Annotated in this window: 12 protein-coding genes and 1 pseudogene; 1 reads left to right on the forward strand and 12 read right to left on the reverse strand. The window is 46.8% G+C overall.

The genetic code is table 11. The annotated features are described in order from the left end of the window. Positions 1 to 17: 17 nt before the first annotated feature. From ACTRXF_RS10640 to ACTRXF_RS10650, 3 genes and pseudogenes are all read right to left on the reverse strand, one after another. Positions 18 to 1,328, reverse strand: coding sequence for a DRTGG domain-containing protein (locus ACTRXF_RS10640; RefSeq protein WP_474261899.1), 1,311 nt, complete (start codon positions 1,326 to 1,328; stop codon positions 18 to 20). Positions 1,329 to 1,527: 199 nt separating this feature from the next. After that, on the reverse strand, positions 1,528 to 2,211 hold the full coding sequence (locus ACTRXF_RS10645) for a metal-dependent hydrolase (RefSeq protein ID WP_474261898.1): 684 nt from the start codon (positions 2,209 to 2,211) through the stop codon (positions 1,528 to 1,530). Positions 2,212 to 2,288: 77 nt separating this feature from the next. Next, positions 2,289 to 3,046: pseudogene (locus tag ACTRXF_RS10650) on the reverse strand (SDR family oxidoreductase). Between the two features lie 171 nt (positions 3,047 to 3,217). Between ACTRXF_RS10650 and ACTRXF_RS10655 the strand changes: the two are divergent. After that, on the forward strand, positions 3,218 to 3,658 hold the full coding sequence (locus ACTRXF_RS10655; RefSeq protein WP_091614868.1) for a universal stress protein: 441 nt from the start codon (positions 3,218 to 3,220) through the stop codon (positions 3,656 to 3,658). Positions 3,659 to 3,787: 129 nt separating this feature from the next. Here the strand turns inward: ACTRXF_RS10655 and argH are convergent, their stop codons facing one another. The 9 genes from argH to ACTRXF_RS10700 all read right to left on the reverse strand — a co-directional run bounded on the left by argH (position 3,788) and on the right by ACTRXF_RS10700 (position 15,315). Next, positions 3,788 to 5,167 (reverse strand): argininosuccinate lyase, encoded by a 1,380-nt coding sequence (argH, locus tag ACTRXF_RS10660; RefSeq protein ID WP_474261896.1) that lies wholly within the window; start codon positions 5,165 to 5,167, stop codon positions 3,788 to 3,790. Continuing rightward, positions 5,164 to 6,369, reverse strand: a complete 1,206-nt coding sequence (locus ACTRXF_RS10665; RefSeq protein WP_322526553.1) for an argininosuccinate synthase — start codon at positions 6,367 to 6,369, stop codon at positions 5,164 to 5,166. Before ACTRXF_RS10665 ends, argH begins: the two co-directional genes overlap by 4 nt. 337 nt (positions 6,370 to 6,706) lie before the next feature. Then, positions 6,707 to 9,085, reverse strand: coding sequence for a Lon protease family protein (locus ACTRXF_RS10670; RefSeq protein WP_474261895.1), 2,379 nt, complete (start codon positions 9,083 to 9,085; stop codon positions 6,707 to 6,709). A gap of 121 nt (positions 9,086 to 9,206) precedes the next feature. Continuing rightward, complete coding sequence (locus tag ACTRXF_RS10675) at positions 9,207 to 10,400, reverse strand: acetate/propionate family kinase (RefSeq protein ID WP_474261894.1); 1,194 nt, start codon at positions 10,398 to 10,400, stop codon at positions 9,207 to 9,209. A 29-nt stretch (positions 10,401 to 10,429) separates the two neighbouring features. Next, positions 10,430 to 11,428, reverse strand: coding sequence for a class I SAM-dependent methyltransferase (locus ACTRXF_RS10680; RefSeq protein WP_474261893.1), 999 nt, complete (start codon positions 11,426 to 11,428; stop codon positions 10,430 to 10,432). A 165-nt stretch (positions 11,429 to 11,593) separates the two neighbouring features. Further along, positions 11,594 to 12,094 carry a thiol peroxidase gene (gene tpx / locus ACTRXF_RS10685; protein ID WP_474261892.1) on the reverse strand — a complete coding sequence of 167 codons (501 nt, stop codon included), beginning with the start codon at positions 12,092 to 12,094 and terminating at the stop codon, positions 11,594 to 11,596. A 31-nt stretch (positions 12,095 to 12,125) separates the two neighbouring features. Next, positions 12,126 to 12,683, reverse strand: a complete 558-nt coding sequence (locus tag ACTRXF_RS10690) for an RDD family protein (RefSeq protein WP_474261891.1) — start codon at positions 12,681 to 12,683, stop codon at positions 12,126 to 12,128. An 8-nt stretch (positions 12,684 to 12,691) separates the two neighbouring features. Beyond that, complete coding sequence (gene sppA / locus ACTRXF_RS10695; protein WP_474261890.1) at positions 12,692 to 13,687, reverse strand: signal peptide peptidase SppA; 996 nt, start codon at positions 13,685 to 13,687, stop codon at positions 12,692 to 12,694. Next, complete coding sequence (locus ACTRXF_RS10700) at positions 13,687 to 15,315, reverse strand: amidohydrolase (RefSeq protein ID WP_474261889.1); 1,629 nt, start codon at positions 15,313 to 15,315, stop codon at positions 13,687 to 13,689. Before ACTRXF_RS10700 ends, sppA begins: the two co-directional genes overlap by 1 nt. Positions 15,316 to 15,325 lie beyond the last annotated feature (10 nt).

Here is a 15,325-nt window from a genome sequence, read left to right on the forward strand (position 1 = left end):
TATCTTTCCTCCATTGATCAGCGGTCGAGCAGCTGTACCATCATCATCGCCTTACCGACGATTGCACCTTCGTAGTACAGTTCTACATCCACTTTTCCGTGTTTTCTTCCCACTTCAAGAATTTTTCCGTTCAAATCAATTTTACTTTCAATCTGTACCGGGCGGATAAAGTAAAGTGTTACATTTTCTACAACCATGTCACCCTTTTTGTATTCTCTCAGCAGGCGCCGGCCGGTTTCTGTAACAAGAGACATAATAACTCCATTTGCCACTGTCCCAAGCGCATTAGTCATCTGCGGGGTAACATCGCATTCAAACATAAAGCCTGACCCGGGATGGGCCTCCCGAAAACGGCTTGTCACCGTATCTTCGATGGTTTCCCCAACGTGCGGCTGGCGCTGCACCATCTGCAGTGCTTTTAATACGTCCTGCCGGCTGATGACTCCAAGCAGCTTTTTCGCATCGTCCATCACTGGGAGCAGTTCGATTCCCTCCCACACCATCGTGTGGGCTACCGAAGCTACAGACGTTCGTTCACTCACCGTAATCGGAGACTTCGTCATTACTTTTTCAATAGGGGTCTGCACAGAAGCCCCCAGGACGTCCTTCGCTGCCACCATCCCCTGGATTTTCATGTCTTCACTGATCACCGGGTATCTGCTGTGGCCTGTTTTCTGGTTCATTTCGTGCCATTTTTCCACAGTGTTATCCACTGTCATAAAATAGGTGTCCTGAAGTGGAATTAAAATATCGTTTACTACCACGATTTCCTTTTTAATCAACTGGTCATAGATCGCCCGGTTAATCATGGAGGCTACCGTAAACGTGTCGTACGTCGTTGTAATTACCGGCAGCCCCAGTTCATCCGCCAGAGAAATAACATGTTCATTTGTGTCAAATCCACCGGTGATTAAAACAGCTGCTCCGGCTTCAAGCGCAAGCTTATGCACCTGATAGCGGTTACCGACAATCAGAAGATTCCCGGGCTCCACGTAGCGCATCATCGCTTCGAGCTTCATGGCCCCGATAACGAAACGGTTCAGGGTTTTATGCAGGCCGTTCCTGCCCCCGAGCACCTGACCGTCGATAATATTGACTACTTCAGCATACGTCAAGCGCTCAAAATTTTCTTTTTGCTTTTTTTCGATACGTATCGTGCCGACTCGTTCGATCGTACTGACAATCCCCTGGTTTTCCGCTTCTTTGATCGCCCGGTAAGCTGTCCCTTCACTTACCTCTAAATTCTTTGCAATTCCACGGACCGAAATTTTTTCTCCTACATCCAGGGCAAGTATGTAGTTTAATATTTGTTCATGTTTGGTCGCCATAGGCACAGTACCTTCCTTTTTATTTACGCATTTACCGGGGGCGTTCTGTCTGCGTAAATTTCTAACTGTATTACTTCTGTTATATCATCTGTACTATTACATTATACGGTTCAAGAACCCTCCCTTCAACTGCCTGTCGTCAATTGCATTAAAAAAAACCGCTCAGTCTGTTTTAATGACTGAACGGTTTTTTTAATTGTTACAGTTCGACGGATTCGCCTGCTTTCAGCGCCTTTCCCTTCAACGGTGAAAGCGAGTCCACAAACTGCTGCGGATCCTGTTCTATAGGAGGGAACGTATTATAGTGAACAGGAACGGTGTAATCCGCGTTCACCCATTCCGCGGCGGTTTTGGCATCCCTTGGCCCCATCGTGAAGTTATCACCGATAGGAACGAACAAAAGGTCAATCTTGTTTCTTTCAGCGATAAGCTTAATATCAGAGAACAAGCCGGTATCACCCATGTGATATACTTTTTTGCCATCTGCTTCGAAGATAATTCCTCCTGGCATACCGGTATAAATTATCTTTTGCTCTTCTTCAAGGAAGTAGCCGGAACCGTGAAACGCCTGTGTGAACTGCACGTGACCGAAATCAAACGTATAACCGCCGCCAATGTGCATTGGGTGTGTTTCTACGCCCTGCCAGCCAAGGTACTGTGCAAGCTCAAACGGTGCCACAACAAGCGCGTTATTGCGTTTAGCGATATCCACGGTGTCGCCAACGTGATCAAAGTGCCCGTGAGTCAGCAGAATAGCATCTGCTTTTACTTCGTCCGCATTTAAATCAGTTTGTGGGTTGTCTGTAATAAATGGATCAATCAGGATCGTTTTGCCGTTCGTCTCAATCTTTACTACTGAGTGACCATGATAAGATACTTTCATGTATATCCTCCTCCGCAATCAAAAACTGTTTCCGGGTAACTATACCTTTTACAGAGCTAACTTAAACTGCCTTCCATCTACCTGCGTTTATGAAGCACATCCACACCGCCGGTTACTTCAATTACAGAACCTGTAATCATATCTGCATCGTCATCCGTTAAAAACAAAATAGTTCTAGCAATATCACCGCCGGTTGCCGGCCTTCCTACAGGAATGGAGTCGTCGGTCACCTCTCTGCCTTCATGAATATCTGCTTCCTTAAAATCCCCGGTCACTACACCCGGGCATACCATATTTGCGGTAATGCCATGAGAAGCTTCTTCAATTGATATTGATTTTGTCAGCGAGACCAGGCCGCTTTTCGCTGCAGCGTAGGCTGAACGATAAATCCACCCCGGGGCTGTTGGGGCGTTTTGGAAACCATAGGTGACGAAACGCCCGAACTGCTGATGTCGCATAATAGGTATTGCCTTTCTTGCCAAATGAAAGGCAGCGCTTAAATTACCATCAATCATCCGGTGCCATTCTTCATCAGAGTAATCTGCCAGCTTTTTTTCTCGAATATGTAGGGGCCGGCGTTATTCACGACAATATCGAGACGGCCAAAGGCTGCATAAGCCTCCTCCACCATCCGCTCAACATCCTGCTTGGACACCATATCTCCCTGAACAAACTGAACACGGCTGCTTTCTTCTTCCCACTGCTTTTTCATCCTGTAATAGGCTTCGTCTTTTTTTCGGTAAGTAATAGTCAATGTATATCCTTTTTCTTTTAAAGCTTCAGAAACTTTTCGGCCGAGGCCTTTGGTGCCTGCTGTAATTAACGCATGCCTCATCGTTATTCACCCGCCTTTATATCATCCATTAGTCATTTAATAGTGAAAATTATTTGAACATTTTTCACTTGTTTCTCCGGCACATCCTTTTACCTACACACAATCGTTTTAAATTAAAAAAATAGGGAAAAATATCTATAGGAAAGAGAAATCCTACGACAGAAGGGGAGGATGGCATTGAGTAGATACGAAGTTATTATTGTTGCCGTCGACGGCTCAGATGAATCCAGAACAGCGTTCAAAAAATCTGTTGAGATCGCACAGGAGCAGCAGGCGAAACTAATCATCTCTCATGTTATTGACACAAGAACATTCGCTACAATGGAACGGTATGACCGTACTATTATTGCACGAGCAGAAGAATATGGCAACGAACTGCTCGAGAACTACACAGCAGAAGCAAAAAATGCAGGAGTCCCTGACGTCGTCTCCTCGTTGGAGTTCGGTTCTCCAAAAACAAAGATCCCGCGTGAGCTGGCCAAAAACTATGAAGCAGATTTAATCATCACCGGGGCTACAGGCCTGAATGCTGTTGAACGTGTGTTTATCGGCAGCGTCTCTGAAGCCATTGCCCGCCACGCAAAATGTGACGTCTTAATTGTACGTAAATAAGAACCGGTAAAGTCCCCCGTATCCTTAAGGATGCGGGGCTTTCTATTGGTGTTGCAGGCGGCAGGCCCTTCCGCGCCCAAAAAAGCCCCGTCCGGAGGGTCACTCTGGACGGGGCAGAAGCAGTGCTTATTACGCTTGGTTTATTATTTTTTTGCCCTGTGCGATTGCAGCACGCACCTGTTCAAAGCCGGTGCCGCCTTCACTGTTTCTGCGGCTCACGACAGTTTCTGGCTTTAAAACATCATAAATGTCTTCTTCAAATGCTTCATTAGCTTCTTTAAATTCCTGCATGGAAAGATCCATAAGATACTTGTTGTTCTGAATGCAGTCGAGTACTAACTTGCCGACAATCTCATGGGCTTCCCGGAACGGAACTCCTTTAACAGCAAGATAATCCGCCAGTTCTGTCGCATTGGAAAAGTCTTTGCTGGTTGTTTCCGCCATTTGTTCCGTATGGACTTCCATTGTTTCCACCATTCCCGCAAAAATGTCCAGAGATCCTTCAAGCGTCCGCACGGTATCAAACAGTCCTTCTTTGTCCTCCTGCATATCTTTGTTATACGCAAGCGGCAGCCCCTTCAAAAGCGTATACAGACCCATCAGGTTACCGTATACTCTCCCGGTTTTCCCACGAATAAGCTCTGCCATGTCCGGATTTTTCTTCTGAGGCATAATACTGCTTCCTGTCGCAAAGGAATCATCGAGCTCAATAAACTGGAATTCCTGGCTTGACCAGAAAATCATTTCTTCGGCCAATCTTGATAAATGCATCATGACCGTAGAGGCCGCACTCATAAATTCCAGGGCAAAATCTCTGTCGCTTACTGCGTCCAGGCTGTTCTGGTAAATATCGTCAAAGCCGAGTTCTTCTGCAGTCTGCCTGCGGTCGATAGGGAACGTGGTACCGGCGAGGGCCCCCGCCCCAAGAGGAGAAATGTTCGTGCGTTTTAAGCTGTCCTCAAAGCGCCCGTAGTCCCGCTCAAGCATCCAGAAATAAGCCATCATGTGATGGCCGAAGGATATAGGCTGGGCCCGCTGCAAATGAGTGTAGCCGGGAATAATGGTCTCCACATGCTCCTCTGCCTGCAGGAGCAGTGCCTGCTGCAGAGCCCGGATGGAATTCATAACGGTGTATGTATGATTTCGCACATACAGATGAACATCTGTGGCCACCTGGTCGTTCCGGCTCCGTCCTGTATGGAGTTTGCCCCCTACCGGACCGATTTCATCAATTAAAAACTTCTCGATATTTAAGTGAATATCTTCATTTTGCACCGAATACTCCAGTTCTCCATTTTTTGCTTTGGTAAGTACCGCTTTCAAGCCGCGGTGGATTTCGGAGGCTTCTTCTTCAGTGATAATTTCCTGATTTTTCAGCATATGTACGTGCGCAATACTTCCCTGGATGTCTTCTTCCACCAGTTTTTGGTCAAAAGGAATGGATGCCCCGAAGGCATCCACCCATTCTTCCGCTTGTTTTGTAAAGCGCCCGCCCCACAGTTTGGTCATACATTAACACCTTTCTTGTTAACTGCACTTTGTACTTTGGTAGGCAGACCCCACAGCTGAATGAATCCGACAGCTGCATTATGATCAAATTCGTCGTGTGTTGAGTAGGTAGCCAGATTTTCATTGTACAAGGAGTAGTCTGATTTTCTTCCTTCAATGATAGCATGGCCTTTAAATAATTTCACCCGTACAATACCTGTCACATTAGTCTGTGTTTCTTTCAAAAACGCTTCAAGAGCCGGCCGTACCTGGGAGAACCACAGTCCTTCATAAATCACTTCACTCAATTTTTTCTCAATAACCGGCTTAAAGTGTGCTACTTCTTTGGAAAGCGTCAGATCTTCAAGCTCTTTGTGCGCCTGAATCAGCGTCATAGCTGCCGGGCACTCGTAAATTTCTCTTGATTTAATTCCAACCATTCTGTTTTCCACGTGATCAATTCTGCCCACACCGTGCTTACCGGCAACGTCGTTTAACTCCAAAATCAAATCCTGCAGTTCATAGGCCTGGCCGTTAAGTGCCACCGGCTTGCCCTGCTTGAATTCAATTTCGACGATATCTGCTTCGTCCGGTGTTTTTTCGAGCGGGTTCGTCAGATCATACGCGCCTTCCGGCGGTGTAGCCCACGGGTCTTCAAGAACACCGCATTCGTTGCTTCTGCCCCAGAGGTTCTGGTCAACAGAATATGGATTATCGAGGTTTACCGGAACAGGAACATCATTTTCTTTCGCATAAGCAATTTCTTCATCTCTCGACCATCCCCACTCCCGGACCGGGGCGAGTACTTCAAGATCCGGATTAAGAGCCTGAATGCTTACTTCAAATCTTACCTGGTCGTTTCCTTTACCCGTGCAGCCATGCGCTACGGCATCAGCATTTGTCTGCTCAGCAATTTCCACAAGCTTCTTTGAAATCAACGGCCGTGACAACGCAGACACGAGCGGATATTTTTGTTCATACATCGTATGTGCCTGAAGGGCCGGAAGTACGAAATCCTCGGCAAATTCTTTCTTTGCATCTACCGTATATGACTGTACCGCCCCTACTTCCAGTGCTTTATTTTTTACAAACTCCAAATCTTTTCCTTCACCTACGTCAAGTCCTACTGCTACCACTTCGTACCCTTGACTGCTCAACCACTTGATTGCTACTGATGTGTCCAACCCGCCTGAATAAGCGAGAACTACTTTTTTGTCTGCCATTCTTATTTCCCTCCAGATTATAATTGAATATTCATACTTGATTAATTATTTTTATACATCGTTTTGAAAAAATTAAAAGGACCAGCGCCTTTGTTTATGATTACTGTATTCAACTTCTTTCATTACTTTAACAAGCCCGCAAAGAATTTGCAACCGGAAAATACAATTTTTTAGTATAAAAATTTATTTTTTTGATATTTTATGCGTTATCTGCCCAATATCATGCATTTCGGTGTATGTGCATGCACGAATCATAATCAGTGTTGAATGTTTCTGCTAAGCAGGCGGAGGCATACACAAATAAGCAGAGACGCCTGCCCGGGCCTCTCTGCTGCATTTATTCCTGATGTTTTTCTACCATTTCCATTAACCGCTGCTGCACATTACCGTAAACAGTATTAGAAGCGTAAAATCCATTTTCTCCTACTTCACCGGCATGTTCACTCATAAGTATTTCCATGCCTTCCTTTACAGTATCCACCGCCCAGATATGGAAATCACCTGCTTCCACGGACCGCCTGATTTCGTTTCGAAGCATCAAATGCTTAATGTTCTGCGTCGGTATAATTACCCCCTGGGTTTTTGTGAGGCCCTGTTTCTTGCATACATAATAAAAGCCTTCAATTTTTTCGTTCACTTCTCCAATCGCCTGCACATCACCAAACTGATTGACCGCCCCGGTTACAGCAATGTCCTGACGGAGCGGTACCTCTGCCAGAGAAGAAAGGAGCGCGTACAGTTCTGTGCTTGAAGCGCTGTCCCCGTCCACTAAATGATAGGATTGTTCGAAGGTGATGCTTGCCGCAAGCGGGAGAGGCCGGTCACTTGCAAATTCCGCCTGCAGATAGCTTGTCAGTGTATGAAGGCCCTTCGTATGAAAGGCTCCGGTAAGCTGCGATTCCCTGTCGATATTAACGATACCGCCGCTGCCGGCATATGTACGCGCCGTGACACGGGTCGGATAACCAAATGAATAATCTCCTGTGTGGGCTACCACCAGCGCATTAATCTGGCCAATTTTTTCTCCGTTCGTTGCAATATTGATTGTTCTGTCTTCAATTGCTTCATGAATGGCTGCTTCCGGCTGAGCCGAACGGTAATTCGTTTCTTTTAAGGCAGCGTGCACATGCTCTTGTTCAATTATGGCTGACTGTTCCTGCGCCGCCCAATAATTCGCTTCAATCAATAGAGATGTCACTTCGTGAAATTTAATGGAAAGCTTACGCTGGTGACCTGCTTCCCTGGTGCTGTAATCAACAAGCCTTGCGACTGCTTCCGATGTCAGAGGACGCAGCCGTTTGTTATCACAAAAGCAGGCCAGAAAAGTCGCGTACTGCCATATATTTTCTTTTGTCCGCTCCATGGTGGTAGTAAAATCCACCTTCACTTTAAAAAGCTTGCGGAAGGTTTCATCTTCTTTTTGCAGCTTCTGGTATAAAGCATTCGTACCGACAAGAAGCACTTTCGCCTGAAAAGGCACGGGCTCGGGCTCAAGGTAAGTACTGGCAAATATATCAGAGTCCTCATAAGGCGTCTCGAGCCGGATATAGCCAAGCCGCATGGCTCTTTTTAATGCTTTCCATGCAAATGGATGCGACATCAGCTCTGCGGCATGAAGGATTAAGAATCCGCCATTCGCCCGGTGAAGAGCGCCGCCTCTGATGTGGGAAAAGTCCACCGGCGAACCTCCATTACGGCCAATTTCTACCTTTCCAAACAGGTTGACGTATGTCGGATGGGACTCATAAATGACAGGCGCCCCCGAATTACCGCTGTTATTCACCAAAATATTAATTTCATACCGGCGGAACGAAAAGTTCGATGCGGCCGGACGCCCTTCCTGGGTTTCTTTTGCCGGGAGGAATTCCTGCCAGTGCTGAATAACGTCCTTTTCCATATCCGAAAGAAAATTATGTAAGTCTTCATTGATATATTCATCTTTTAAAGTCGATATAAAGCCCTGAATGGACGCTTGAACCATCTGCTCGTCGGCTTCCCTGAGCTGGCGTCTTAAAATACGCTTCGCCACCTGCTGTTGTCTCAAAAAGTCGTTCACCTGTCTGGTAATCGCCTGAGATTCCTCCATGATGTAATCCTGCCGGCTTTTTGAAAGTTCATTATAGCTTTCGTCACTATGAGGGTCACCGTCTTCTTTAAGAGGCACCGCCACGATGTCTTCTTCTGTTTTTTCAAGAGCAAACCCCTTTGCCGCGGCTTCCTCTTCAAGCTTTTCCCAATGCTCATTAATCACTTTTTCATGCTTTTCTGCCATAGATACTTTTTTCCGCTCAAAGGACTTACTGCGAAGTGTCGCAGCAATCTCTTCCTGCAGGTCCTCAATCAATTCTTTAATATCTTTAGCAAATGGCTCAGCCATTCCGGCGGGGATGCTCATCACCCTCGGCCGCCGGGGATCCTCAAAAGAATATGTATAAATCCAGTCAGCCGGCACCTGCCTTTTTTCTGCTGCCTGCTTTGCTTTTCTTCGGGCATATGTCGTTTTCCCAAGCCCGCTTGCTCCGGTTAAAAACATATGATAATTTTCATCCTGAATCTCCAAACCCATCTCCATAGCTTTCACTGCACGCTCTTGTCCAATCATTCCCTGAGTTCTATCTGTTAATTCTTTCGTTGTGTGAAAGGAAAACATGCGCGGATCGCAGCGCTCCGCTAATGCTGAGACAGGAAGTTTGCAGCGCATTTCGGCTGTTTGCATAAATCTGTCCCCTTTCAAAGTACTGTTACTCCTTCTTTCCCATTATCCAGAGAATATATGCAGAAATATCATATATTCTGTAAAAAACTCCTGCTTCATCGAAACAGGAGTTGAGTCTGACTTATTGAATCTGGCCGAGCCGGACTGTGTCCCGGGCAATCATTACTTCTTCATCCGTAGGGACCACTGCGACAGCCACACGGGAGTCATCTGTCTGAATAAACGCCTCTCCCGAAGCCTCGCCGTTTTTCTCTTTATCAATTTGAATGCCCATAAATTCAAGGCCTTCCATTACTTTTTCACGGACTAGGGCGCTGTTTTCCCCTACACCGGCAGTGAATATAACTGCATCGACGCCGTTCATACTGGCCGCATAGGTACCAATATATTTATGCATCCGCGTCAAATATATATCAAGCGCTGTCTGGGCTCTTTCATTACCTTCCCCTGCCTGCTGAACGACATCGCGGAAATCACTGGATGCTCCGCTTACGCCAAGCAGGCCGCTCTTTTTATTTAAGGTGTCAATAACTTCTGCAGCTGTCTGACCGGTTTTTTCCATTAAATATGGGATCAGGGCCGGATCAATGTTGCCGGAACGTGTGCCCATCATTACCCCTGCAAGCGGGGTGAAGCCCATCGACGTATCGACAGAAGCGCCGTGGTCCACCGCCGTGATGCTGGCACCGTTGCCGATATGGCAGGAAATGATTTTCAGATCATTCTCCGGCCGATCCATTAACTCTGTCATCCGCTGACTGACATATTTATGGGAGGTTCCGTGAAAGCCGTATTTACGCACACCGTACTTTTCGTAGTACTCATAAGGGACACCGTATAAATACTTTTCTTTTGGGATCGACTGGTGAAACGCTGTGTCAAACACGGCTACAGATGGAACATCCGGGAGAATATCACGAAACGCTTTAATGCCGACAATGTTAGCTGGGTTATGCAGCGGAGCAAGCTCGCTTACATTTTCCAGTTCGCTGAGTACCTGGTCTGTAATCAATACAGAATCAGAGAATGCTTCGCCCCCGTGAACTACCCGGTGGCCTACTCCTTCAATGTCATTAACATCGGTAATGACATTGTACTTTGTTAACGAATCCAACAGGGCTTTTACAGCCTCTTCGTGGTTTTGCAGCGAAGGATATTCTGTTTTCTTTTCTCCCTGTACCTCTACGGTAATAAAAGGAGTCTCCAGACCGATCCGTTCCACGACCCCTTTAGTAATAATTGTTTCTTCAGGCATTTGCAGCAGTTGGAATTTCAGCGAGGAGCTCCCCGCATTAATAGCAATAATGGTAGACATTCGTTCTCCACTCCTAATAATTACTCTCTTTATTTATTGATAAACCCTTCTTGCACAAACCAGTCGTTGATCCGCTTCATCATATCCTGGAGCGCTTCCTGGCGGCTGAATGATGGCAGCTCTGCCAATAGCGCCTGCCCCGGCTGTTTTACATCAGGACTTTTCTTTTGGAGCATCCATATGCTTTTCGATGCTTCTTTGGCCTGAAACATCGTTTCCGGCAGCTGAAGAAGACCGAGCGTATGCGCATGTCTTTTTACATATGCCTGAAGCTCCGCTGCTTTTTCATCTTCAAACAGGTTGTTTGGAATGAGAAGCACCATAAAACCACCCGGTTTCAGCCGGTTCATCATGCCCTCCACAAGCAAATGATGCACATAGGATTGTCCGTCCGTGCTTCCGAGCTGGTACAATTCGGCAATTTGATTTTTCGGATAGTAGCCGACCGGAAGATCGCTCATGACCACATCCGGATCTGCCGCACCGAATTGTTCGATACTGTCCTGATGGAACAGCTGAACAGCATGCTCCTGCAGATTCGCCAGCGTATAGGCAATTTTAATTAACGTTTCGTCAACCTCCGAACCGTACGCCTCGATATTTTTTTCTGACAGCTGGTTTAATACGGCTGATAAAAGATTACCTGTTCCTACAGCCGGATCCGCAATAACAAATTCATTACGGCCATTCATCAGCTTGTCTACTAAATAACCCATGAAAATAGCAACAGCGTCCGGTGTAATAGCGTGATGCTGCTGCACGGACTGCTTCATTCCTTTAATCAGGGCGAGCTGAAACGCTTTGCGAATATCCTCCTGCTCCATCGCTTCAGGCATCTTTTCTTCCAGGCTTTGCTCCAAACGGTCTTTTTCTTCTGCAGATATGCGCTGCACCACCGTCCCCTGAAAGATATCCTCCCCGGCTTCGGCTATCGCTTCCAAATACGTTATACTCAGTTCCTGCTGTATCGTTTTCGTAAGGTCATCCAGCAATTCAAAAAGCTGTTCAACCGGTGTCGTTTCGTCCATGACACGCCCTCCTTCTGCAGCGTAATGCTTCACCACTCTCACTTTACAATACGTCAGTATAGCAGATGTGCTCTTTAAAGAGAAGTAATGAAAACGGAAAAACCCGATTACTTTCCAGCCTTGCACACACAATAAATGACGCCTTTGCAGGCGCCATTTTCTTCATTAGTGTGTATTGTTGGCTGCGTTGATTGCCGCTTCATAATCAGGATGGTTCGTTCCTTCTGAAACAATTTCCTTATAGGAAACCTTTCCTTCGCTGTCTACGACGATCACTGAACGGGCAAGCAGTCTCATTTCATCCATTACCAGACCAAACTGTTTGCCAAAGTCCAGGTCTTTATGGTCGGAAAGTACATGGACATTTTCAATTCCTTCTGCTGCACACCAGCGCCGCTGTGCAAAAGGAAGATCGCAGCTGATAGTCCATACTTCCACATTTTCAAGCGAAGCAGCTTCTTCGTTGAATTTCCGTGTCTGCTGTGAGCAGACACCTGTATCAATAGATGGCACTACACTGATTAGCCTTACTTTGCCTGAGGCATCACTTAGTGATACCGGGCTCATATCATTTGCAAGTACAGTGAAATCGGGAGCGTATTCTCCGGATTCGACTTTGTCTCCCACGAGTGTCACCGGTTTTTCTTTAAACGTTACTGCTGTCATCTTACTCCTCCTTCACTTTTTGTTCCGGGCATCATTTTCTTGTATGAATGACCCTCGTATCCGCAATCATATCATGAATACCAGCCTTTTGTGGTGTAAAGGCTACTACGATATATGCCAGATTTGTAATAACCAGGCTGCGGTAGGCAAACCGTAGAACGATTTCCCTGAAAATGATATCGGACCATTTTAGCTTTTCCCGGTTCACCCGGACTACTCTCAAACCGAAAATCATTTTACCAAGCGTCTGCCCATAAAATTTTGTCATCAGTAAAAAATATCCATAGGTGATCACTGCGTTAAAGACGGCATACAATGTGATGAATCCCCAGATTTCTCCTTGTCCCGTAAAATAGAAAGGAGAGAGAAGGAGCCCGTTTAAGGAAAAAAGTATAATCAGATCAGTAAGGTACGCCCAAAAGCGCATCCAAAACCCTGCGAATAGTTCTTCCTTCGTTTCATTTCTTTCATTGGCATTTTGCTTATCTGCTGAGCCGGACAGAGAGCCAGCATTCTCGTTGTTTCCTTCCGGCACTGTTTGTTCCACTTTCTTAGGGTCTTCCGGATAGCCGCCATTTGTGGTCATCATTATCCCTCCTATCCTTCATACAAATACATTGGCCGCGGACTGTCGCTTCCGACTGACTTCAGCAGTTCCTGGAGTCCCAGCAGCTTCTCATCAGAAATGAACAATCCCTGGACGGAATTTTGCAGAAGCGACTGCCAGCTAAATCCCTCCGAAGTGTAGCGCTCTACAGTAGCGTCTCCGAGTTCAAGATCTTCTTCCATCATTGCAATAGTGTCTTCTGAAGTCCCAAGTTCATCGATCAGTCCATTTTCTTCCGCCTGCTCACCCGTATAAATACGGCCATCAGCTAAATCCCTTGCCTCGTCTTCACTAAATCCTCTTCCATCTATTACAACCTGCAGAAAATCTTCATACATGTCGTCGACGATGCCCTGCATGATTTCCCGATCTTCTTCTGTCATTTCTTCCGTAGGAGATCCCATGTCTTTAAACTCTCCGCTCGTTATGTTCACGCCTTCAATGCCCAGGTTTTCAGCCAGCTCGGAGTAGTTCAGGGAAGACATAATCACGCCTATCGAACCGGTAATAGTCGCTGAATGGGCAACTATTTTATCCGCTGGGGCTGCGAGGTAGTAGCCGCCGGAAGCAGCCGTATTACCCATCGAAACATATACAGGTTTATTCTCTTCCTCCTGTACTTCGACGACGGCGTCGTGGATTTCATCACTTTCAACCACACCTCCACCAGGGCTGTTTACATTAATAATAATACCGTCTACATCTGCGCTCGACCCGGCTTCTTCGAGATTACTCAGAAATTCATCATGGTTGTAGCCTTCCCCGGAGAAAGCACCGGAGCCGCCCGAGGATTGAATGGTGCCTTCTACATCAAGCATTGCTATCCGGCTGTCTGAAGAGCCCTCTTTCACTATGTCCTCCTGATTCTGCTGATTTTGCGCTTGGTTCGAAACTGTATTCCACAAGGAAAAAGCTGTCTGGGCGCCAAGCGAAACGATAAGAAGCACCGCTGCCGCTAATAAAGCAAACCACCTTTTTGCATTCATCATAATTCCTCCGCTTCAATATTAATTTTGATTCTGCTCTCCTCGGGCATGAACACGACTTCTTCCCCTACCACGGTCGCTTCCACCTCGGCTGTTAAAATCTCTTCCGGCTTTATTTGAAAAAGATCCTTCCTGAGCACCGTGAAGTCCGCTTTATACCCGGGAGCAATTCTCCCCAGATCGTGTTCACGGCTGATCGCTCTGGCACTGCCTCCAGTATAAAGCTCCACGGCTTCAAAAGGAGTTAGTTTTTCTTCCGGCATATAGCCGTTGTGCATCTCCCCCGGGTTTTTCCGGGCGACAGCCGCATAAATTCCGGTTCTCGGGTCTACAGATTCAATAGGAGCGTCTGAGCTCCCCGCGCAGATGATTCCCTGATCGAGGAGTGTTTTCCAGGCGAAGGAATAACGAAGCCTTTCTCTGCCGAGACGCTCTTCGACCCACGGGAAATCCGAAAGCACAAACCGGGGCTGCAGATCGAGTGCTACCGGCAGCGCCTTCAGCCGTTCCACCAAATCTTCCCTCGCAATTTGGACGTGAATAATCCGGTCCCGCACCCCTTCTGGCACCGGCCAGGCTTCTAAAGCATCTATCACATATTCCAAAGCTAAATCGCCAATAGCGTGAACAGCCACCGGCATATTTTCTTTTCTGGCTTCTGCCACGAGCTGTTTCAGTTCTTCTCTCGAATGGATAGCAACACCCGCTGTTTCAGGGGCATCATTGTAGGGATGGCTGAGAAGGGCGGTACGTCCCCCCAGTGCTCCATCTGCAAATATTTTCATAGCGCCGAGTTCCAGACCTTCATCAAGAAGACCGTACGTATGACCCTGCTGTATAAAGTCCGGAAACACTTCATGATGCACGAGAAGATGCGCCCGAAATGAAGTGGCGGCCAAAATATTTCTGAATGTGTTCAATGTCCTCGTAAACCCGCCGTAGTAATTAAGATCTTCCGTATGTCCGCCAGTCAGTCCGCATTGATGCATATGACTCACCGCTTTTCCAAGTGCCTCCTGTAGATACTCCTCGGACACCTCTGGAATTTCATTTTTTACTAAGTCGGCAGCCTGGTCGAGCAAATAGCCTGTAGGCTCCCCATTCCTTGATTTAACAATGATGCCGCCCTCCGGGTCCGGAGTATCTTTATCGATACCTGCAGCATCGAGGGCACGTGTGTTAACCAATGCGGCGTGTCGGCATATCCGTGTCAGCAGCAATGGATGAGCGGGCACTAAATCATCAAGCTCCTCCCGGTGGAAAATTTTCCGGTCCGGGAAATTGTTTTCGTTCCATCCTTCCCCAATGACCCATTCACCTGCGGGCACTTCTTTTGTTTTCTCTTTAATCAGTGCAGCCATTTCTTCTGCAGAGGTGCACTCTGACAGATCCAGCTGGATCATCGTTTCCCCCAGCCCGATCATATGTAAATGACTGTCTGTAAAACCAGGGTACATCGCGCTTCCGTTTAAATCCACCCGGCGGACAGCAGCATTTTGCAGTTCTTTTTCTATCTCTGCGAGCACTCCTGCTTTTTCAATCGTCCCCTCCGAGGTTAAAACTGCCTCGACCTTTTCTTTTTCTTTTTTCATCGTATAAATATTTCCGTTATACCAAAGTGTTTTCACAGCATTAACC

This window comes from Marinococcus sp. LNHM3E3-2.2 (genome assembly GCF_056034385.1).